Genomic DNA, 19,780 nt, shown 5'->3' with positions numbered 1-19,780 from the left:
GGCTGAGATTTCTCAGATGCACTAGAACCAAAGGCCGTTCCAAGCTGGTGGATCCGGTGTGGTTTGCAACAGGTGTCGCAGGCGCGGGGCGTTAGCGGCCTAGCTCCCTCGATAGGTCGAATAGCTGAACGGTGAGAGCAACAGCGGCACGTGGTAATGCGCCTCTGCGTCGGAAATCCCAAACCGGATCGGGATGATGTTCAAAAATCGCGGTGCCTCCGGCGGTGTATCGCAAGCGTCCAAATAGGCTCCGGCTGCAAAAACCAATTCGTATTCCCCGACGGCGAACGCCTCTTTTGGCAGGATTGGCGCATCGGTGCGTCCGTCATCATTTGTCGCCATCGTGGCCAAATGGCTGCGGCTTTCGCCTTCGATCCGGTAGAGATCAATACGCAATCCGGCGGCGGGGCAGCCTTGGGCGGTGTCGAGAACATGGGTGGTCAGATAGCCGTCGGCCATGCGATGCTCCTTTGATGTGCAGCTTTGTATATGCTTGCCTGATTGATACGCGTATCTTGTCTGGCAAAGCACCCCTGAAAGTGTTTCTTGAAAAAATTGATAATGCCTTTGGGTGGGATCGCATAGAAATTTGGCAAAGGGGATCCGTTTGATGCAGCGCTATGATCGCAATATGCTTGGCTATGGCAAAGAGGCACCGGATGCGGCGTGGCCGGACGGCGCGCGCGTCGCGGTGCAATTTGTACTGAACTATGAAGAGGGCGGCGAGAATTGCATCTTGCATGGGGATGCGGCCTCCGAAGCGTTTTTGTCCGATGTCGCCGGGGCCGCCCCATGGCAAGGGCAACGCCATTGGAACATGGAATCGATCTATGAATACGGTGCGCGCGCGGGGTTTTGGCGGCTGCACCGTCTGTTCACCGGCGCGAAGATCCCTGTGACGATTTACGGCGTGGCCACGGCCTTGGCGCGTAGTCCGGCGCAGGTGGAAGCCATGCAAGAGGCCGGATGGGAGATTGCCAGCCACGGCCACAAATGGGTTGAACACAAAGACATGCCCGAGGCCGAAGAACGCGCCGCGATTGCCGAAGCCGTGCGGTTGCACACCGAAGTCACCGGCACGCGCCCGCGCGGTTGGTATACCGGACGGTGCAGCGCAAACACCGTGCGTCTGGTCACCGAAGAGGGTGGGTTTGATTATATCTCCGACACCTATGACGATGACCTGCCCTATTGGATCGACGCAGACGGGCGCGATCAATTGATCATCCCCTATACGCTTGAAGCCAACGACATGCGCTTTGCCACCGCGCCGGGATATATCACCGGAGAGCAGTTTTTCACCTATCTCAAGGATGCCTTTGACGTGCTTTACGCCGAAGGCGAGGCTGGCGCGGCGAAGATGATGTCTGTGGGGTTGCATTGCCGTCTTATCGGCCGGCCGGGGAAATTGGCGGGGCTGAAACGCTTCATCGACTATATCCAAGGGTTCGAAGACGTATGGTGCCCGCGCCGGATTGATGTGGCCGAGCATTGGGCCAAGGCGCATCCGCCCAAGCGGATCGAGCGCCCCAGCCGGATGAGTGTCGCGCGATTTGTCGAAGCCTATGGCGGCGTGTTTGAGCACAGCCCGTGGATTGCCGAGCGCGCCCATGGGTTGGAGCTTGGCCCCGCCCATGATTGCGCGGCGGGGGTGCATAACGCCTTGGCGCGGGTATTCCGCAGTGCGCCGGAGGAGGAGCGTTTGGGCGTGCTCAACGCGCATCCCGATTTGGCCGGAAAACTGGCGGCGGCAAAACGTTTAACCGCCGAAAGCACCGCCGAGCAGGCCGGCGCGGGGTTGGATGCGTTGACCGATGCCGAGCGCGCCCAGTTCACCCAATTGAACGACGCCTATGTGCGCAAACACGGGTTTCCCTTTATCATTGCCGTGCGCGACCATGACAAAGCCAGCATTCTCGCCGCTTTCGAGCGCCGGATTGGCCATGACCGCGACATTGAATTTTCTGAGGCCTGCCGTCAGGTCGAGCGCATTGCGCGGCTGCGGTTGGAGGATATGTTTTGAGCTATGCCTTCCCCATGGGCGGTTTGCCCGCGCAAGACGTGAACCCCGAAGGCGCGGCGGTGTTCAAAACTGCCTATGCCTTTATCCCCGCGATCACGATGCGCGATATCGTGACCTCGAACTTGCCGCATTGGAGCGGCACGCGGGCGTGGATATTGGCGCGGCCCCTCAGCGGTTTTGCCGAGACTTTCGCGCAATATGCGGTCGAGGTCACCAAAGGCGGCGGCAGCGATAGACCCGAACCCGATAAGGGCGCGGAGGGCGTCGTGTTCGTGGCCTCGGGCGAGATGCAATTGACCATCGACGGCGATGCGCATGTTTTGGGGGCGGGCGGCTATGCCTATTTGCCTGCGGGCTGCGGGTGGAGGGTGAAGAACACCGGCGATGCGCCGTTGCAATTTCATTGGGTTCGCAAGCGGTACGAGCCGGTGCCGGGGATTGATAGGCCAACGGCCTTTGTCACCCATGAACGCGACGTGGCCTTTAACACCATGCCCAACACCGACAATTGGACGACGCAACGCTTTGTTGATCCCTCCGACATGCGCCATGACATGCACGTCAATATCGTCACCTTTCAACCCGGCGGCGTGATTCCCTTTGCCGAAACCCATGTGATGGAACACGGGCTTTATGTGTTGCAGGGCACGGCGCGTTACTTGCTCAATGACGATTGGGTTGATGTCGGGCCCGGAGATTTCATGTGGCTGCGCGCGTTTTGCCCGCAGGCCTGTATTGCGACCGGGAACACGCCCTTCCGCTATCTGCTTTATAAGGACGTGAACCGGCATGTCGGGTTGACGCTTTGACTGCGCGGATCGTCACCGAACCCCTGACGGCAGAGGCTTTTGCGCCTTTTGGCGATGTGCTTGAGGCCGCAGGCGATCCCGACAAAATCATCAACCAAGGCTTTTGCGGGCGCTATCACGACCGCGCGCGATTGGATTTTTCGGACGGACGCGCAGGCGTCAGCATCTTTAAGGCCGATCCGCGCGCCTTGCCCTATACGCTCGACCTTATGGAGCGTCACCCCGATGGCAGTCAGGCCTTTGTGCCGATGAGCATGGATGAATGGTTGGTGATCGTCGCCCCCGACGCGGACGGCAAACCGGCCATGCCGCGCGCCTTTATCGCCGCACCCGGCCAAGCGATCAATTTTCTACGCGGCACATGGCACGGGGTTTTGACCCCGCTTGCCGCGCCGGGCCTGTTTGCCGTGATCGACCGGATCGGCGCGGGCGCGAACCTTGAAGAATATCCCCTTGATCCGCCGATTTTGATCGAGAGGGGCAGATTAACCGCCAAAAAGAGCGGGCATTCCAACCGGAAGGACTGATGGGAGAACATCAATGAGTAACGCATCACTCGGGACGCCAGATCAGCTGCGCGACCCCAATTACACGCCGCCAATGGCACAGGCTGTGCCTTTGGGCATTCAACACGTCTTGGCCATGTTCGCCAGCAACGTCACCCCTGCGATTATCGTTGCGGGCGCGGCGGGATTTGGGTTCGGGTCAAATTCGCCGGAGTTTCCAAACCTGATTTACATGATCCAGATGTCGATGCTCTTTGCCGGGATCGCGACCTTGTTCCAAACCCTTGGCATGGGGCCTGTGGGCGCACGTTTGCCGATTGTTCAGGGGACAAGTTTTGCCTTTTTGCCGGTGATGATACCGGCGGTGGCGGGCCAAGGCACTGCCGGGCTCTCGGGTTTGATGACCGGAATTGTGATTGGCGGAATATTCCACTTCCTGCTCGGCACGGTGATTGGCCGCATCCGTTTTGCATTGCCGCCCTTGGTGACCGGGTTGATCGTTTTGATGATCGGTTTGGCGCTGCTCAAGGTCGGCATTCAATACGCGGCGGGCGGTGTGCCTTTGATTGGCAAACCCGAATTCGGGTCGCTGGCGATGTGGATTCCGGCCTTAGTTGTGATCGCCGTTTCTTTGTTACTTAGCTTTTTCACCAAAGGGCTTTGGTCCGTGGCCTCGGTCCTTTTGGGGCTGATTGCGGGGTATATCGTGGCCTATTTGATGGGGCAGGTGAATTTCGCCAACGTGGGACGCGCGGCGATGTTTGCGCCTCCCGTTCCCTTCAAATGGGGGATCGAATTCAACGTGGCGACCATCGTTGGCATGTGCTTCATGGCGGTAATTTCGGCGATTGAAACGGTCGGTGATGTGTCGGGTATCACCAAGGGCGGCGCAGGCCGCGAAGCCACGGACAAAGAGATTGCCGGCGCCACTTTTGCCGATGGTTTGGGCACCGCGATTGCCGGTGTCTTTGGCGGATTGCCAAACACTTCGTTCAGCCAGAACGTCGGTTTGATTTCGATGACCGGCGTGATGAGCCGAAATGTGGTCACCATTGGCGCGGTGTTCTTGATCCTATGCGGTTTGATCCCGAAATTCGGTGCAATCGTTTCGACTGTGCCGATCAACGTGTTGGGCGGCGGGGTGATTGTGATGTTCGGCATGGTGGCCGCAGCCGGCATTAACATGTTGTCAGATGTGGTCTGGAGCCGCCGCAATATGGTGATCTTCGCGATTTCATTGTCGGTCGGATTCGGTTTGCAATTGGTGCCCGAAGCCTTGCAGCACACCTCTAAGCCGATACAAATTCTGCTGACATCGGGTTTGCTGCCAGCGGCGACGTTGTCGATCATCCTCAATCTTGTTTTGCCGCAAGATCTGGACTGACCTACCGTTGATAAAGAGCAGCGCCCCGCAAGCAGGGGCGCTGCGTCTGCATGTGTGCTGCTCGCCTTGGCTTTCGCCATGCGCCACCCTACATAAGCCGGACAGGATAGACAGCGCCGCATCGGGCAGATAGATACCACCTCCATGGCCAAACCAAAGACAGACCCCAATTACAAAGTCATCGCCGAAAACCGGCGTGCGCGGTACGACTATGCGATCGAGGACGATCTCGAATGCGGGATCATCCTGGAAGGGTCCGAGGTTAAATCCCTGCGGATGGGAGGATCGAACATCGCCGAAAGCTATGCGACCGTGGACGATGGCGAATTGTGGTTGGTGAACGGATACATCGCACCCTACAAACAGGCGAAGTCGTTCAAACACGAAGAACGCCGCCGCCGCAAGCTGTTGGTGTCGCGTAAGGAACTGGCACGGCTATGGAATGCCACGAACCGCAAGGGCATGACGTTGGTGCCGTTGGTGATGTATTTCAATCATCGTGGCATGGTGAAGATCAAAATCGGCATCGCCAAAGGCAAAAAGAACCATGACAAGCGCGCCACAGAAGCCAAGCGCGATTGGGGCCGGCAAAAAGCGCGGTTGTTGCGGCACGGCGAATAGTCCGGAGTTTTGCTCTGCGCCCCTTGTTTTTGCCGCCGCCGTCCTTGTGTGGTGCTTGCACGATCCGGCCAAGCCGCGTAGCAAGGGCAAGACCATTTTTGAACTGAATTTCTGATCTTGGGGGCCGACGATGGCAAGCGATGATCCACGAATGGCAAGCGATGACCCTCGCGTGCTGGTGTCCACTGACTGGCTGGCACAGCATTTGAAAGATCCTGACATCAGGGTGCTTGATGCGAGTTACTTTCTTCCCGGTGTCGACCGTGACGCGCGGGCGGAATATGAGGCCGCTCACATCCCCGGTGCGCGGTTTTTTGATATCGACGAAATTTCCGATCTGCGTTCGGACTTGCCGCATATGGTGCCGCCGGTCGAAAAATTCATGTCGCGGATGCGCGCGATGGGCGTCGGCGACGGGCATCAGGTTGTGGTCTATGACAGTCAGGGCCTGTTCTCGGCCGCGCGGGTGTGGTGGCTGTTCAAACTGATGGGGCAGAACGATGTTGCGGTGCTCGACGGTGGGTTGCCGAAATGGCAATCCGAAGGCAGGCCGCTCGAAGATATGCCGCCAGTGATACGCGATCGCCACATGACGGTGCGGCGGCAAAATCACTTGGTCAAAGACGTCACACAGGTCTCTGCGGCTGCCAAATTGGGCGATTATCATATCGTCGATGCGCGCAGCCCCGAGCGGTTTCGCGGCGAGGTGGACGAACCGCGTCCGGGTTTGCGCCGTGGTCGAATTCCGGGATCGAAGAATGTGCCGTTCACCGAGTTGCTGCTCGCGGATGGCACGTTAAAAGGGCCGGCAGGATTAAAGTTGGCGTTTGATGCTGCGGGGGTGGATTTGAAAAAGCCGGTGATCACCACCTGTGGATCGGGCGCGACAGCCGCTATTTTGTGCCTCGCGATGGAGCGGTTGGGCAAATCGGATTATTCCCTTTATGACGGGTCTTGGGCGGAATGGGGCATGTTCCCGACGCTTCCCGTCGCCACAGGAGAGGCATGATGTTTTCAAACCTGAAAGAGCAACCGGCGGATAAAATCCTGGCCTTGATGCAGATGTATAAGGATGATCCGCGCGAGACGAAAATCGATCTCGGCGTCGGGGTCTACAAGGATGCCTCGGGCAATACGCCGGTGATGCGCGCCGTCAAAGCCGCCGAGCGGCGTTTGGTGGAAGAGCAAGAGAGCAAGGCCTATGTCGGGCTGCTTGGCGATCCGGCGTTTTCGGATGGGATGATTGATCTGATTTTGGGCGATGCGGTGGGGCGCGCCAATATCGCCGCCGCCGCCACACCCGGCGGCACCGGTGCCGTGCGTCAGGCCTTTGAGATGATCCGCCTGGCCAACCCCGATGCGCGGGTGTTCGTGTCCGATCCGACATGGCCGAACCATTTGAGCATTCTCAAATATCTCGGCATGGAAGCGGTGCCATATCGTTACTTTGATGGTGAAACGCGTGGCGTGAATTTCGGCGGTATGATCGAAGACCTCGGCGGGCTGCGCGCCGGTGATGTGGTGTTGTTGCACGGTTGCTGCCACAATCCGACAGGCGCGAATTTGAACCTGACGCAGTGGCAAGAGGTCATTGATGTGCTCAATGCCAAGGGCGCCATCCCGATGATCGACATCGCCTATCAAGGCTTTGGCGACGGGTTGCAAGCCGATGCGGCGGCGACACGTCTGGTTGCGGGGTCGGTGCCCGAATGCTTGATCGCTGCGAGCTGTTCGAAGAATTTCGGGGTTTACCGCGAACGCACCGGTTTGCTTATGGCCATCGGCCAGGACAGTGGATTGCGCGCGGTCACACAAGGAACGCTGGCGTTTTTGAACCGGCAAAATTACTCCTTCCCGCCGGACCATGGCGCGCGGGTGGTGACGATGATTTTGCAAGATGAGGCCTTGCGCGCCGATTGGGCCGCCGAATTGGAAGATGTGCGCAATTCGATGCTTGGTCTGCGGTCCGATTTGGCAGGCGAATTGCAACGGTTGTCTGGCTCGGACCGGTTCGGGTTCCTCGCGCAGCACCGCGGCATGTTCTCGCGTTTGGGCGCGGCGCCGGAATTGGTCGAAAAATTGCGGGTCGAGCATGGGATTTACATGGTTGGCGACAGCCGTTTGAACATCGCCGGATTGAACGCAAAGACGATCCCTATTCTGGCCAAAGCTATCATCGACGTCGGCATCTAGGCCGATCGTGACAGACAAAGAAAAAGCCCCGCTGGATCACTCTGGCGGGGCTTTTCTATGTCTGGGGGGCTGGCGCTTAGAGCAGGCCGGCGTGTTGCAATGCGTCTTTGATCATCGCTTTGGTGCTGTCCAAAAGGCCGGTTAGCGGCAGGCGCACTTCGTCTCCGCACAGACCCATCAGGGACATTGCGTATTTTACCCCGACGACGCCCGGCTCGGTAAAGATCGCTTTGTGCAGCGGCATCAATTTGTCCTGGATTTCCAAGGCCTTTGCGTAATCTCCCGCAAGGCAGGCATTTTGTAGATCGGCGCTCAGGCGCGGTGCGACATTGGCCGTCACCGAAATGCATCCGGTGCCGCCTTGGGCGTTGAACCCGTGGGCGGTGGGGTCTTCACCTGACAGTTGGATGAAATCCGTGCCGCAGGTTATGCGCTGCATGCAGACACGCGCCAGATCGCCGGTGGCGTCCTTGACGCCGATGATGCGCGGCAGTTTGGCCAATTCGCCCATGGTGTCCGGCATCATGTCGACCACCGAGCGGCCGGGAATGTTGTAAATCACGATTGGCAGGGTGCAGCAGTCGTGCACCGCCGTGAAATGCGCGATCAACCCGCGTTGCGTCGGTTTGTTGTAATAGGGCGTGACGACCAAAGCCGCATCCGCGCCGACCTTTTCCGCATGTTGGATCAAGCGGATCGATTCGAGCGTATTGTTGCTGCCGGCACCTGCGATCACGGGCACGCGGCCTGCGGCGGCGCGCACGACTTCCTCGACCACGGTTTCATGTTCGCGGTGGGTGAGCGTCGGGCTTTCGCCGGTTGTGCCGACGGGGACAAGGCCATGTGTGCCTTCGCCGATGTGCCATTCGACCAGCTTTTTAAGCGTCTCCAGATCCAGCTCGCCGTTTTTGAACGGCGTGACCAGTGCGGGCATTGACCCTTTCAACATGTGACGCTCCTTTTCCAAAATGACGGGCGATGGGCCCGCAGGGGTGATGTGGCGCGGACTTTAGCCGTCCCATGGCGCACTGCCAAGTTTGTGAATGGACGGATGCGGGGCGCACCTTTAGATTGACGCTGTCTATCCTTTGCCTTGGCAGGAATTGCAAGAGATGTTGCGTAACCTATGGATCATAGCGCTTGGCCTGTGTCTGCCCGATGGGGTGGCGGCGCAAGCCGTGTCGTCATCTCTGCGCCCGATGGTGCGTCCGATGGTGCAGGCGGGTTTACAGGGGGCTGCGGTGCCCGCGCCTGCAGAAGCAGAGACCCCCGTTGCGGCCGCCGAAGCGCCGCCGCAGGGGGCCGTATTGCCGAATACAGGGGCCACTGCGGCGTCCGAAGTCACGCCCTTGCCGCCTTCGCGCCTTGCGCCGCGTCCTTTGGCGAGCGCGCTGCGGTTGGCCGAGGCGGGGCGTTGGAATGAGGCGATGGAACTGGCGGTGCGGGTCGATCCTCTTGGGGCGGATCTGATCGAATGGGTGCGATTGCGGGCGGGACAGGGCACGCCGGAGCAGGTGCAGAACTTCTTGGCCACGCATGGGGATTGGCCGGGGCTCGAATATCTGCGTAGGCAATCCGAAGCAGGTTTCGACACCGCCACAGATGCACAGGTTCTGGCATTTTATGACGGGCACGCGCCGCAAACCGGTGGCGGTGTGTTGCGCTATGCCGCCGCATTGGAGGCGGCGGGAAAACCATCCTTGGCCGAGGCTTTGGTGGTGCAGGCATGGCGCAACTTCGAGCTGGGCACAGAGCTGTCCGAGGCGTTTCTCGACCGCTACGCAAAGTTGCTGAAGGCGCATCACCGGGCGCGGCTTGATATGGCGCTTTGGCGTGGGCGCGATGCAGATGTGGCGCTGATGCAGCCTTTGGTTGGTGAACAGGATTGGGCTTTGGCACAGGCGCGCCAAGCGGTGCAAAACGGGCATCGCGGCGCGGCGTCGATGATTGCATCCCTGCCCACCGCACAACGCGACGATGCGGGGCTTGCCTACGACCGGTTCCGACGGATCATGAAAAGCGGCACCGCCGAGGAGGCTGCGGCGTTAATGTTGGCGCGCTCCGAAATCGTCGGGGGCCTTGGTATGCCCGAGCGCTGGGCCAGCGAGCGGCGCGCGTTGGCGCGGCAGTTGATGCGGGCGGGCGAGGCGCAATTGGCCTATCAACTGGCGTCGCTGCATCAATTGGAATCGGGGTCGAATTTTGCCGATCTGGAATGGCTGTCGGGGTATCTGGCGCTGCGCTATCTGGATGACCCGATGTTGGCATTGCAGCATTTCGAGCGGTTTCGAGACGCGGTGGAAACGCCAATTTCGATTGGGCGTGCGGGCTATTGGATTGGACGTGCTGCCGAGGCGATTGGCGACGCGGATGCTGCGGCGCGGGGATATGTTTTGGGCGCGCAGTATCAAACCAGCTTTTATGGGCTTTTGGCCGCCGAACGGGCGGGCTTGCCGGTGGATGATGATCTTGCCGGGGATGAGGTGTTTGATGATTGGCGCACGGCGGCGTTTTTGCAACGTCCGGTAGCACGGGTGGCGCGTGCGCTTTTGCAGGCGGGGGAGGTCGGCTTGGCCGAGCGGTTTTATACCCATCTGGCGGAAAGTCTGGAGCGCACCGAGATTGGGCAAATGGGCGCGATGCTGGAGGCGATGAATCGTCCGCATTTGCAGGTTATGGTCGGCAAGCGGTCGGCGCGGGCGGGGCATACCTTGCCGGGGCCGTATTATGCGTTGCATGAGATGCGCTTTATGGATCTGCCGATTGCCAGAGAGATGGCCTTGGCGATTGCGCGCCGCGAGAGCGAATTTGACCCGCGCGTGCGCAGCGGCGTGGGCGCGCAGGGGCTTATGCAATTGATGCCAGCCACCGCCAAAGAGGTCGCCGCCGGTTTGGGTTTGCCATATGACGCGCGGCGTTTGGGTGAGGATTGGCGGTATAATGCCACCTTGGGCAGCGCCTATCTGGCCCATGTGGCCGAACAGTTCGAGGGCAATGTGATTATGGTCGCGGCGGCCTATAATGCTGGTCCGTCGCGGCCTTTGCGGTGGATGGAGGAATTTGGAAATCCATTGGCGGGGGAGGTCGATATGGTGGATTGGATCGAACATATCCCGTTCCGCGAGACCCGCAATTATGTGATGCGGGTGGCCGAAAGCTTGCCGGTTTATCGGGCGCGTTTGGGCGGTGATCCCTTGCCCATCCCGTTCAGCGCCGAATTGTCGGGCCATACGTTGCAGGTGCCGGTTCGTTAGCGCCAAATGGTCGGTTGACCGGGGCCGATGCGGCGGTTGTGGCGAGAAGGCCACTTTGCAGCGGCGCGGCGCTCATGATTGCACAGGCTGTCAATTGCGCCGTTCCCGCCAGAGGGTGAAAAGTCCGGCACACACAATGATCCCCGCGCCGATGGCAACATGATGGGGCACCACCTCGGCAAAGAACATCACGCCGATGCCCGAGGCAAAGACCAATTGTAGATAGGCAAAGGGTTGAACAGCGCTGGCTTCGGCCACTTCATAGCAGCGGATCAACAGATAATGCCCGAGCGCGCCGGTGAGACATAGCATCCCCATCCATCGCCAATCGGGACCACTCATCGGCTCCCAACTGCCGATACCTGCGATGCTCAGAACCACGGCGCCGGTGACGCCGGTCCAGAAGAAGCTGGTGGCGGAACTGTCGCGGCGGGCCGCATAGCGGGTCAGCAATCCATAAATCGCAAACATCAGCGCGGCGATCAGCGGGATGATCGCTGCGGGGCGAAAGACCTCGACCCCGGGTTGTAAGACGATGATGACGCCGGTGAATCCGATGCCAATAGCCGCCCATCTGCGCCATCCGACCTGTTCGCCCAAAATGCGCCCCGACAAAGCGGCAACAAGCAGCGGATAGCAGGTGAACACCGCATGGCTTTCCACAAGGCCGAGCAGTTTGAAGCTGAAGACCATGACGCAAATTTCCGCCGCCAGAAGCGTCCCGCGCAGGATTTGGACCAACGGTTGCGGCGTGAGCGCGGCAGCGCGCAAACCGCCGGCTTGGGCCGTGGCCACGGTGATGACGAAGAGCGCGAAAAACCAGTAGCGGATCATCACCACCATGCGCACATTATATTCACGCACGAGATATTGCGAAACGCCGTCCTGAACCGCAAAGACAAAGGTTGTGGCGATCATCAACATGATGCCAAGGCGGGTGTTTTGGCCGGTGCTCATCCGGTCGGGTCGTGTGGGCCGCAGGGACTGGCGGGTAACCGGGCCACGGTCATGTGGCGTTTGCGGCCGAATCCGCTGATGCGGCGCACGTCAAATCCCGCCTCCGCCAGATTGCGGCGGACAAATCCGGCGGCGGTATAGGTCGCGGCGGTGCCATCCGGGGCGGTGTGGCGGGCGACATCCTTCATCAAATCCGCATCCCATAATTCGGGATTTTTGGCGGGAGAAAACCCGTCAAGGAACCATGCATCGGCACGGCGGTCCCATCCGGCGACCGTCGTGCGCGCGTCTCCGATGATGAGGGTGAATTCCAGATCCGGCAGGCTGAGACGTCGCGGCGTGGCCTCCAGTAGCGGCATGATTTCGGCGCTGATTGCGGCAATCTCGGGGAACGCTTCATGGGCGCGGCGCATCTCGTCTGCGCGCATGGGAAAGGCTTCGAACGATGTAAAGTGAAGCGCGCCGCTTTGGCCGGTTTGTCGCCAGAGCCGCAGAGCCGCCAAGAGGTTCAGCCCGGTGCCAAATCCCAATTCGGCAATATGGAAGCCATCGGTAAATCGCTGCGGCAAATCATTGCCTTGCAAAAACACATAGGCGGTTTCTGCCAGTCCATTGTCGAGGCTGAAATACGGATCATCGAAATGCGTCGAAACCGGCACGCCGCTGTCGCGCCATTCGAGTTCTGCATGCTGGCTTTGCATTGCGTGGTCCCCTAAAAGTGATTGAAAACGCGCGGGTCGTAGCGGGCCGCGCCCGCCCAAGATGCGCAGGCTGCGGGCAAATGGCAATGGGGAGCGGCTATGGCTGTTGAGGCTACGATATATGGCGCGGGGATTTTTGGCCTGTCGGTGGCGTGGTCGATGGCGCGGCGCGGGGCGCGGGTGCGGGTGATTGATCCTTATGGCGTTGGCTCAGGGGCCAGCGGCGGCGTGGTTGGCGCCTTGGCGCCGCATGTGCCGGAAAACTGGAATCCGAAAAAGGCCTTTCAACTGGATAGCTTGCTGATGGCCGAAGCGTATTGGGCCGATGTCGAATCCGCGTCCGGATTGCCCACGGGTTATGGCCGTTTAGGGCGGGTTCAACCGATCTTGGATGCGCGCGGGTTGGATTTGGCCCGGGCTCGTGTTTCGGGCGCAGCTGCGTTATGGCAGGGCCGTGCGCAATGGCGGGTGGTGGACGCGCAAGAGGCGTCCGAATGGGGCGTATGGCGACCCGAAAGCCCGACCGGATACTACATCTTTGATACGCTGTCGGCGCGGATGCACCCGCGTCTGGCGGTGCAGTCTTTGGCCGAAGCCCTACGAGCCAAGGGCGGAGAGATCTCTGCTACGGGGGATGCGGAAGGGCATGTGATTTATTGCACGGGCGTAGCGGATTTGATGGCGATGTCGGCCTCTCGTCCACGGGTCATGGGCGCCGGCGTCAAGGGGCAGGGGGCGTTGCTGCGGTATGAGGCTGGCGGCCTGCCACAGCTCTTTGCACAGGGCGTGCATGTGGTGCCCCATGCGGACGGCACGGTGGCGATCGGATCCACTTCGGAGCGCGACTATGATGATCCGCGCAGCACGGATGCGCAGTTGGATGCGGTGCTTGCGGCGGCGCGTGCGGCGGTGCCGGTATTGGCCGATGCGCCGGTGATGGAACGTTGGGCCGGGGTGCGCCCCCGATCACGGTCGCGGGCGCCGATGCTGGGCGCGCATCCGGTGCACAGGGGCGCGTATATCGCCAACGGCGGGTTTAAGATCGGCTTTGGCATGGCACCGAAAGTGGGCGAGGTCATGGCCGATCTGGTGCTCGACGGTGCCGCGCAGATCCCCGACGGGTTCGAGCCGGAAGCAAGTTTTTAGCGCTTGCGCGGTCTGTCGCGCCTCGGTGCCTGTGCCGTGCCGGTTCTAGCGCCTTCTCACTCGTATCGGGCGTGGCGCTTTGGCCTCATTCAAAGGCGCGGTGATGGGATGCGAAATGCGCGGCGGGTGGGCGATCGAAGGGGTTTGACCTAATGCGGGTTTGACATCAATTCGCGCTGAAGCTGGCGCCTATGCGGCGCAGGAAGGGATGTATATGCAACAGGGCAATGCGCCACAGATCGATGCGCTGGATCATCTGGTTTTGACCGTGCGCGATTTAGAGGAAACCGTTGAATTTTATGCTGCGCTGGGAATGAGAGCAGAGTGTTTTTCCCCTCAAGGCGGGCAACCCCGCCACGCCTTGAGGTTCGGGGCGCAGAAAATCAACCTGCATATTCTTGGCGCGGAGTTTGAACCCAAAGCCCGTCATGTGGCGGCGGGATCGGCGGATCTGTGCTTTTTGTCGCAAACGCCGCTAGAGACATGGATTGCGCATCTGGCGACGGCGGGCATCACCATAGAGCAAGGGCCGGTGTCGCGCACGGGCGCACAGGGCCCGATCATGTCAATTTATCTGCGTGATCCCGACGGCAATCTGCTTGAGGTGTCGAACCGGGTTTAATCCGCTTCCCGGTGCAGCGCGGCCATCAGATCCGCGAGCAAGGCTTCGGTGCCCTCGCGGATCAACCGCCCATCGGCATCGAAGGCTGTGCGGCAATCGCCCAACATGACATCCGGCCCCGCCACGATCCGCGCCCGAAATGGGGTCAGACAAGCGCGCAGCATCACCTGCGCCCGCGCGCCGCCGGTGATGCCTGCGGCTGCTGACATCACGGCAACGGGTTTACCGGCAAAGGGGCGCAGTTTGGTGCGGCTGACCCAATCGAGCGCATTTTTCAACACGCCGGAAAGGCCGCTGTTGTATTCCGGTGTGGCGATAATCACGGCCGGGGCATCTGCGATGGATTGCGCCAGATGCAGAACGGCGTCGGGCATGGCGGCCTGTTCGATTTCGGCGCGGTAAAGTGGCAGATCGAGATTGCCGGCGCGGTAAGCCCCGCCATATAGCCGTGCGGCTTCGGCCAGAAGCAAGCTGTTTGAAGATCCGGCGCGCAGCGATCCCGACAGACCGAGGAGCGGGCCCGTGGCAGGGGCGGCGATGCTGTCGGAGTGAGGTGTTTGGGACATGGTGCTGAACCTGGAGCGGATATCGGTGGGGGTATTTATTGCCGTGCTGCGGTCCGAAACGCGCAAATGCAAACGCCCCGACCTGTGTTGGGTCGGGGCGGGTGTTTCGTGGGTGGGCCTCGTGTTTTAGGCGTTGGGTAGAATCACAATCTCGACGCGGCGGTTTTGCGCGCGGCCTTCTGCGGTGAGGTTCGAGGCGACCGGTTGATCCTCGCCGCGACCGGTTGTGACGATGCGCGAGGGGGCGACGCCTGCGGAGATCAACACATTGGCCACGGTGCTCGCGCGGCGGGCAGACAGGTCAAGGTTATAGGACGCGCCGCCGGTGTTGTCGGTATGGCCCAACACTTGCACAGTGGTGTTCGGGTAATCATTCAGATTCGCAGCAACAACGCGCAAATCGCCTTGCAGGTCGGGGCGCAGGGATGCGCTGTCGGTGGCGAACAAGATGTCTTGCGGCAGGGTGACGATCAACCGGTCACCGGTGTTGCGGATGGTGACATTGTCATTGCCCAGATCATTGCGCAACGCGGCTTCTTGTTTGTCGAGGTTGTTACCAATTGCAGCGCCGGCGCCGGCGCCCACAAGGCCGCCAATTACGGCGCCTTTGCCTTTGTCGTCCGAAACCAGAGCACCGGTCGCGGCGCCGACGAGGCTGCCGATCAATGTGCCTTGTTTGGTGTTGCGGCGTGAATCATCAGGATCCATCATCGCCGGGTCGGTGCAGGCCGACAGAGCAATCAGCGACGCCACGCCAAGGGTCAATGTGGTTTTGGAAAAGCTGCGCGCGCGCGGCGTGATCGATGGGGTCTGGGTCATATATGTGCCTCGGTCAATTTGGCCCGCTTCGGGCAGGGTTTCGTTGTATATAGGCCGAGTTTTTGGCCCGCCCAACAGGGGTGGCGCGGTATTGCCGGCGAAATAGGCGGAAAACAGCGCATGGAGGCGCGTAGGTCTGGCCGTCTCACCCGTCCGCGCGGGCGCCTTCAAAGGCCAAGAGCGCCCGTTTGACGGGCAAACCCCAATGATAGCCGCCCAATGCGCCGGATTTGCGTAAGGCGCGATGGCAGGGGATGAGCCAGCTGACCGGATTGCGCCCTACGGCGGTACCCACGGCGCGCACGGCGCGGGGGTTGCCGATCGCACCGGCGATCTCGCTATAGGTGGTGACATGGCCCGAGGGGATGCGCAGCAAAGCCTCCCAGACCTTGATCTGAAAAGGCGCGCCAATCAGGTGCAGGCGGGTTTCCCCTTGCTGTGCGAGGGCCGCGTTGGCCATGGGGGCAAGGGCGTCGGGGTTTTCGGTGAATCGGGCTTTTGGCCAACGGGCGCGCAGGTCGTTCATCGCGGCGTCGCGGCCGGTTTCGGCGGCAAAAGCCAGCCCGCAAATCCCCCGGCCTGTGCCCATGACAAGCGCGGGGCCAAAGGGGCTGTCGAACCATCCCCAGTTGATTTTGAGCCCTGCGCCTTTACGGGCAAATTCACCGGGGCTCATGGCCTCCCAACGGATGAAAAGATCGTGCAACCGGCTGCTGCCCGATAGGCCAATGGCGTGGCTGGTGCTCAATGTGGTCATGTTTTCGCAGAGCATGCGTTTGGCTTGGTCGAGCTGCAGGTATTGTTGGTAGCGTTTGGGCGATACCCCGACCCAAGCCGAAAACAGCCGTTGAAAATGCGCAGGGCTGAGGCCGATCTCGCCGGCCAGCGTTTCAAGCGCCAACGGGCCATCGGCAGCGTCAATCGCCGCAATGGCGCGGCGCATCACCTCATAGTGATAGCTGCCCTGTGCGGAATTATCGTCAGGGGATTGAGGGCCGGTGGGTTGGGTCATGGTTTGTCTCAATACTGGGATGACACGACCCTAGCCGTAGCGTTAATGCCACGCGACCCGAATATTGCGCAATGGCCGAGATCGCAGGCGGAGGTTATGCGGCAAGAGATAGGGTTTTATCCGCAGCGATTATCAAAATCGTGTCGGGTACAAACCCGGAAATGAGGCGCGGCATTGGCGTCATCGCCTCAGATGTATTCCGATGCCCCGCTCACTTTGTGGGCAAAAGCCTAATCAGGGCCAGAAACGTCGGATCAGCCCCCCGAAAGCTATAACACTAATCGCACCGAACTGTCCCTAAGCTTGGTTTGCCGCGTCATGCAACTTGTCATGCGCGGGCAGGGCGGGCATAGAGCGATCATGGCCAAGCAACTTGATTATCATACCATCTACGAGATTTTCTCGCGCTTTGCAGAAGCGGAGCCAGAGCCGAAAGGCGAGCTGGACCACACCAATGCCTATACCTTGGTGGTGGCGGTGGCCCTGTCGGCGCAGGCAACGGATGTGGGGGTCAATAAAGCCACGGCAAAGTTATTCAAGATCGTGGATACGCCGCAAAAAATGCTTGATCTGGGCCTGGATGGGTTGACGGAGCATATAAAAACCATTGGTTTGTTCCGGCAAAAAGCCAAGAATGTCATGAAGTTGAGCGAGATTTTGGTCCGCGACTATGACGGCGAGGTCCCGTCAAGCCGTGCGGCATTGCAATCGCTGCCCGGTGTCGGGCGCAAGACCGCCAATGTGGTGCTCAATATGTGGTGGGGCATGCCAGCGCAGGCCGTCGATACCCATATCTTTCGTTTCGGCAACCGCTCCGGCGTCTGCCCCGGCAAAGATGTCGTCGTGGTCGAACGGGCCATCGAAGATCAAATCCCTGCCGAATTCCAACGCCACGCGCATCACTGGATGATCTTGCACGGACGATACACTTGCAAGGCGCGTAAACCACTTTGTGGGACGTGTCTGATACGCGACCTGTGTGAATTTGAGGAAAAGAACCTATGAATAAATACCAAGTCGTCGGAATCGGGAATGCGGTTGTCGATGTGATCAGCCCCGCAGACGATAGCTTTCTCGATCTGATGGGGATTGAAAAGGGCATCATGACGCTGATCGAAAAGGCGCGTGGCGAGATGCTCTATGACGCCATGAAAGAACGGGTGCAGGCGCCCGGCGGTTCGGTCGCCAATACGCTGGCAGGGTTGGGTAATCTGGGTCTGACCACGGGGTTCATCGGGCGCGTCCACGATGATGCGCTGGGCCGGTTTTACGCCGATGAAATGGCCAAAGGCGGCACGGATTTCGTCAACCCGCCGGTGCAGGGCGGCGATTTGCCAACCTCGCGCTCGATGATCTTTGTCTCGCCCGATGGCGAGAGATCTATGAACACCTATCTCGGCATTTCCGCAGACCTTGGCCCCGACGACGTTTCCGATGAAGTTGCCGGAGCGGCGGCGCTGCTGTTCCTTGAGGGATATCTTTACGATAAAGACAAGGGCAAGACCGCGTTTGAGGCGGCTGCCAAGGCGTGCAAAACCGGCGGCGGCATGGCGGGGATTTCTCTCTCTGATCCGTTTTGCGTCGATCGTCACCGCGATGATTTCCGGCGTTTGGTCAAAGATCTCGATTATGTCATCGGCAATGAGCACGAATGGGAATCGCTTTATCAAACCGATCTCTCCTCGGCGCTTGAACAGGCGGCGCGCGAGGCGGGTCTTGTTGTGTGCACGCGTGGCGGGTCCGATGTGGTGTTGGTGCGCGGCGACGAGGAAGCCACGGTGCCGGTCACCCCGGTCAAAGTGGTTGATGCCACCGGCGCGGGCGATCAATTCGCCGCCGGTTTTCTTTATGGTCTGGCCACAGATCAATCGCTAGAGGTGTCGGGCCGGATGGGATGCGTCGCGGCGCAGGAAGTCATCGGCCATTATGGCGCGCGGCCTGAGGCCGATCTCAAGGCGTTGTTCCGCACCGCCGGGTTGTCTTAATTGCACATGCGACCCAGCTGATATCGCACAAAAAACGCGGGGAAAGGCTTTCCGCCTCGCCCCGCGCCATTTGATTTGTAAAGATACGGGTTTCCCGTATCATTTTGCCATAGGCATTTTGCGCAATGGCACCACGCGGCATTCTGCGCACGTGCAGTCTTCTGGAGGGCCAAGGCAGTCCCGTGAAGGATCTGCCTTGCAGGGTCATCGGCGCTTCCGCCTGTTCCCTATGTCGTATGTAGCGGAGCCAGCATTAACAGCGCGTTACCGGAATGCAGAAAAATCACCTAAACTTGCGGGGGCGCTTTGCCGAAGGTGACGGCCATAGGAGCCGTGCCGCTCAGTCTCCGAGCTTGGCATGCACCTCATCGAGGTCGATCTCGCCCACCGGCATTTTGTTTGACGGATCTTCTGCATCATATTGAAACAGCAAGAAGTCTTTCTTGTAGATTTCATAGACCAAATGCATCGACAGATCGTCAAAATAGTCCTCGACCGGATGGGCGCGTTTTGGCCCGTGGCCTTCGCTTTCGTTGAACCGCGGAATGTTTTCTAGGTCGACGGCATGGGGTGTTTCGATCGCATCGAGAACGTCTTGCATCCCGTCGTTAAAGCGCTCGGTCCAGAATATTTTATCGTAGTGACCGCCATTGATAATAAAGGTCGAGATATGCCCCGCCATGGCCGACCAATGAATGTCGGGCTCCATCGGGCGGCGCCACCGGATGCTATCGCGGGCGAACAGCAAAAACCGGCGAAAGCTTTGGATCTGGTCAAACTCGTCCTGACCGTCCGGCCCACCCACGTCGATCCCGTATTTTTGGATCAAGAGCGGCACCAGATTCCCACGGTAGCGTTTGCCGTTGCGTTGAATCCCGCAAATCTTGTCGAAAAAGGACGACAAGATGCGCGTGTACGGATTGCGCACACAGGTGAAGGCATAGGATTTATGTGCGGTTACATTCGCTTCGATCTTTGGCTGGCTTTGCTCCAGCGCCCATTTATGCAACCCTTCTTGGGCGTCATGAATATCGCCGTCGAAAAACCGGCCGTGATCGGAGTAATGCATGATTTGCCCAATGGTCGAGCAAGCGCATTTCGGCACCACGCGATAGACAACGCTTTCGCTCTCCGTCATCCATGTTCCGGGAAAACCCATAAAGTGCTGTCTCCAATCGCTCT

General features: G+C 59.8%; 20 protein-coding genes. 12 read left to right on the top strand and 8 right to left on the bottom strand.

Annotated elements, in window-relative coordinates; translation table 11 throughout:
• Positions 1–99: 99 nt before the first annotated feature.
• Complete coding sequence (gene uraH / locus DI396_RS11885; protein ID WP_110796431.1) at positions 100–459, bottom strand: hydroxyisourate hydrolase; 360 nt, start codon at positions 457–459, stop codon at positions 100–102.
• A gap of 151 nt (positions 460–610) precedes the next feature.
• Here uraH and puuE point away from each other — a divergent pair, with 151 nt between their 5' ends.
• The 7 genes from puuE to DI396_RS11850 all read left to right on the top strand — a co-directional run bounded on the left by puuE (position 611) and on the right by DI396_RS11850 (position 7,536).
• Positions 611–2,023, top strand: a complete 1,413-nt coding sequence (puuE, locus tag DI396_RS11880; RefSeq protein WP_110796430.1) for an allantoinase PuuE — start codon at positions 611–613, stop codon at positions 2,021–2,023.
• On the top strand, positions 2,020–2,832 hold the full coding sequence (locus tag DI396_RS11875) for a bifunctional allantoicase/(S)-ureidoglycine aminohydrolase (protein WP_110796429.1): 813 nt from the start codon (positions 2,020–2,022) through the stop codon (positions 2,830–2,832). The genes puuE and DI396_RS11875 overlap by 4 nt, the downstream gene beginning before the upstream one ends.
• A complete protein-coding gene (locus DI396_RS11870) occupies positions 2,829–3,359 on the top strand; it encodes an ureidoglycolate lyase (protein WP_110796428.1) in 531 nt (176 codons plus the stop codon). The genes DI396_RS11875 and DI396_RS11870 overlap by 4 nt, the downstream gene beginning before the upstream one ends.
• Before the next feature lie 13 nt (positions 3,360–3,372).
• Positions 3,373–4,722 carry a uracil-xanthine permease family protein gene (locus DI396_RS11865; protein WP_110796427.1) on the top strand — a complete coding sequence of 450 codons (1,350 nt, stop codon included), beginning with the start codon at positions 3,373–3,375 and terminating at the stop codon, positions 4,720–4,722.
• A gap of 144 nt (positions 4,723–4,866) precedes the next feature.
• The gene (gene smpB, locus DI396_RS11860) at positions 4,867–5,343 is read left to right on the top strand and encodes an SsrA-binding protein SmpB (protein WP_110796426.1); all 477 of its coding nucleotides are present in this window, start codon (positions 4,867–4,869) and stop codon (positions 5,341–5,343) included.
• Positions 5,344–5,494: 151 nt separating this feature from the next.
• The gene (sseA, locus tag DI396_RS11855) at positions 5,495–6,352 is read left to right on the top strand and encodes a 3-mercaptopyruvate sulfurtransferase (protein WP_110796473.1); all 858 of its coding nucleotides are present in this window, start codon (positions 5,495–5,497) and stop codon (positions 6,350–6,352) included.
• On the top strand, positions 6,352–7,536 hold the full coding sequence (locus DI396_RS11850; protein WP_110796472.1) for an amino acid aminotransferase: 1,185 nt from the start codon (positions 6,352–6,354) through the stop codon (positions 7,534–7,536). The genes sseA and DI396_RS11850 overlap by 1 nt, the downstream gene beginning before the upstream one ends.
• Positions 7,537–7,612: 76 nt before the next feature.
• Here DI396_RS11850 and dapA read toward each other — a convergent pair whose 3' ends face one another.
• Positions 7,613–8,485, bottom strand: a complete 873-nt coding sequence (dapA, locus tag DI396_RS11845; protein WP_110796425.1) for a 4-hydroxy-tetrahydrodipicolinate synthase — start codon at positions 8,483–8,485, stop codon at positions 7,613–7,615.
• Between the two features lie 163 nt (positions 8,486–8,648).
• Here dapA and DI396_RS11840 point away from each other — a divergent pair, with 163 nt between their 5' ends.
• Positions 8,649–10,790: a lytic transglycosylase domain-containing protein gene (locus DI396_RS11840; protein WP_235851851.1), complete on the top strand. Its 2,142-nt coding sequence runs from the start codon at positions 8,649–8,651 to the stop codon at positions 10,788–10,790.
• 90 nt (positions 10,791–10,880) lie between these two features.
• Here DI396_RS11840 and DI396_RS11835 read toward each other — a convergent pair whose 3' ends face one another.
• Both DI396_RS11835 and mnmD read right to left on the bottom strand, forming a co-directional pair.
• Positions 10,881–11,747, bottom strand: coding sequence for a DMT family transporter (locus DI396_RS11835; protein ID WP_110796424.1), 867 nt, complete (start codon positions 11,745–11,747; stop codon positions 10,881–10,883).
• Positions 11,744–12,448 carry a tRNA (5-methylaminomethyl-2-thiouridine)(34)-methyltransferase MnmC2 gene (mnmD, locus tag DI396_RS11830; RefSeq protein ID WP_110796423.1) on the bottom strand — a complete coding sequence of 235 codons (705 nt, stop codon included), beginning with the start codon at positions 12,446–12,448 and terminating at the stop codon, positions 11,744–11,746. Before mnmD ends, DI396_RS11835 begins: the two co-directional genes overlap by 4 nt.
• Before the next feature lie 99 nt (positions 12,449–12,547).
• On the opposite strand from mnmD, the gene DI396_RS11825 reads away from it, so the two are divergent.
• Positions 12,548–13,594, top strand: a complete 1,047-nt coding sequence (locus tag DI396_RS11825) for an NAD(P)/FAD-dependent oxidoreductase (protein ID WP_110796422.1) — start codon at positions 12,548–12,550, stop codon at positions 13,592–13,594.
• Between the two features lie 214 nt (positions 13,595–13,808).
• A complete protein-coding gene (locus DI396_RS11820) occupies positions 13,809–14,216 on the top strand; it encodes a VOC family protein (protein ID WP_110796470.1) in 408 nt (135 codons plus the stop codon).
• Here the strand turns inward: DI396_RS11820 and DI396_RS11815 are convergent.
• From DI396_RS11815 to DI396_RS11805, 3 genes are all read right to left on the bottom strand, one after another.
• A complete protein-coding gene (locus DI396_RS11815) occupies positions 14,213–14,782 on the bottom strand; it encodes an NADPH-dependent FMN reductase (RefSeq protein ID WP_110796421.1) in 570 nt (189 codons plus the stop codon). The genes DI396_RS11820 and DI396_RS11815 overlap by 4 nt on opposite strands.
• Positions 14,783–14,908: 126 nt before the next feature.
• Positions 14,909–15,601, bottom strand: coding sequence for a YiaD family glycine zipper/OmpA-like lipoprotein (locus DI396_RS11810; RefSeq protein WP_110796469.1), 693 nt, complete (start codon positions 15,599–15,601; stop codon positions 14,909–14,911).
• A gap of 145 nt (positions 15,602–15,746) precedes the next feature.
• Positions 15,747–16,613 carry a methylated-DNA--[protein]-cysteine S-methyltransferase gene (locus DI396_RS11805; protein ID WP_110796420.1) on the bottom strand — a complete coding sequence of 289 codons (867 nt, stop codon included), beginning with the start codon at positions 16,611–16,613 and terminating at the stop codon, positions 15,747–15,749.
• A 360-nt stretch (positions 16,614–16,973) separates the two neighbouring features.
• Here DI396_RS11805 and nth point away from each other — a divergent pair, with 360 nt between their 5' ends.
• The gene (gene nth, locus DI396_RS11800; RefSeq protein WP_110796468.1) at positions 16,974–17,618 is read left to right on the top strand and encodes an endonuclease III; all 645 of its coding nucleotides are present in this window, start codon (positions 16,974–16,976) and stop codon (positions 17,616–17,618) included.
• Positions 17,615–18,598 (top strand): adenosine kinase, encoded by a 984-nt coding sequence (locus DI396_RS11795; protein ID WP_110796419.1) that lies wholly within the window; start codon positions 17,615–17,617, stop codon positions 18,596–18,598. The genes nth and DI396_RS11795 overlap by 4 nt, the downstream gene beginning before the upstream one ends.
• Positions 18,599–18,938: 340 nt before the next feature.
• Here DI396_RS11795 and DI396_RS11790 read toward each other — a convergent pair whose 3' ends face one another.
• On the bottom strand, positions 18,939–19,757 hold the full coding sequence (locus DI396_RS11790; RefSeq protein ID WP_110796418.1) for a sulfotransferase family protein: 819 nt from the start codon (positions 19,755–19,757) through the stop codon (positions 18,939–18,941).
• Positions 19,758–19,780: the final 23 nt, after the last annotated feature.

It is taken from the genome of Litorivita pollutaquae, assembly GCF_003205515.1.
Classification (GTDB): Bacteria; Pseudomonadota; Alphaproteobacteria; order Rhodobacterales; family Rhodobacteraceae; genus Litorivita; species Litorivita pollutaquae.
Note: the sequence above shows the minus strand (reverse complement) of the source record. Positions and strands in the feature narration are given on the sequence as shown.

Excerpts from the sequence above, each read along its gene's own strand:
- uraH (WP_110796431.1), bottom strand. The coding sequence starts at position 459 with ATGGCCGACGGCTATCTGACCACCCATGTTCTCGACACCGCCCAAGGC.
- puuE (WP_110796430.1), top strand. The coding sequence starts at position 611 with ATGCAGCGCTATGATCGCAATATGCTTGGCTATGGCAAAGAGGCACCG.
- DI396_RS11865 (WP_110796427.1), top strand. The coding sequence starts at position 3,373 with ATGAGTAACGCATCACTCGGGACGCCAGATCAGCTGCGCGACCCCAAT.
- smpB (WP_110796426.1), top strand. The coding sequence starts at position 4,867 with ATGGCCAAACCAAAGACAGACCCCAATTACAAAGTCATCGCCGAAAAC.
- sseA (WP_110796473.1), top strand. The coding sequence starts at position 5,495 with ATGGCAAGCGATGACCCTCGCGTGCTGGTGTCCACTGACTGGCTGGCA.
- DI396_RS11850 (WP_110796472.1), top strand. The coding sequence starts at position 6,352 with ATGTTTTCAAACCTGAAAGAGCAACCGGCGGATAAAATCCTGGCCTTG.
- dapA (WP_110796425.1), bottom strand. The coding sequence starts at position 8,485 with ATGTTGAAAGGGTCAATGCCCGCACTGGTCACGCCGTTCAAAAACGGC.
- DI396_RS11840 (WP_235851851.1), top strand. The coding sequence starts at position 8,649 with ATGTTGCGTAACCTATGGATCATAGCGCTTGGCCTGTGTCTGCCCGAT.
- DI396_RS11835 (WP_110796424.1), bottom strand. The coding sequence starts at position 11,747 with ATGAGCACCGGCCAAAACACCCGCCTTGGCATCATGTTGATGATCGCC.
- mnmD (WP_110796423.1), bottom strand. The coding sequence starts at position 12,448 with ATGCAAAGCCAGCATGCAGAACTCGAATGGCGCGACAGCGGCGTGCCG.
- DI396_RS11825 (WP_110796422.1), top strand. The coding sequence starts at position 12,548 with ATGGCTGTTGAGGCTACGATATATGGCGCGGGGATTTTTGGCCTGTCG.
- DI396_RS11820 (WP_110796470.1), top strand. The coding sequence starts at position 13,809 with ATGCAACAGGGCAATGCGCCACAGATCGATGCGCTGGATCATCTGGTT.
- DI396_RS11815 (WP_110796421.1), bottom strand. The coding sequence starts at position 14,782 with ATGTCCCAAACACCTCACTCCGACAGCATCGCCGCCCCTGCCACGGGC.
- DI396_RS11810 (WP_110796469.1), bottom strand. The coding sequence starts at position 15,601 with ATGACCCAGACCCCATCGATCACGCCGCGCGCGCGCAGCTTTTCCAAA.
- DI396_RS11805 (WP_110796420.1), bottom strand. The coding sequence starts at position 16,613 with ATGACCCAACCCACCGGCCCTCAATCCCCTGACGATAATTCCGCACAG.
- nth (WP_110796468.1), top strand. The coding sequence starts at position 16,974 with ATGGCCAAGCAACTTGATTATCATACCATCTACGAGATTTTCTCGCGC.
- DI396_RS11795 (WP_110796419.1), top strand. The coding sequence starts at position 17,615 with ATGAATAAATACCAAGTCGTCGGAATCGGGAATGCGGTTGTCGATGTG.
- DI396_RS11790 (WP_110796418.1), bottom strand. The coding sequence starts at position 19,757 with ATGGGTTTTCCCGGAACATGGATGACGGAGAGCGAAAGCGTTGTCTAT.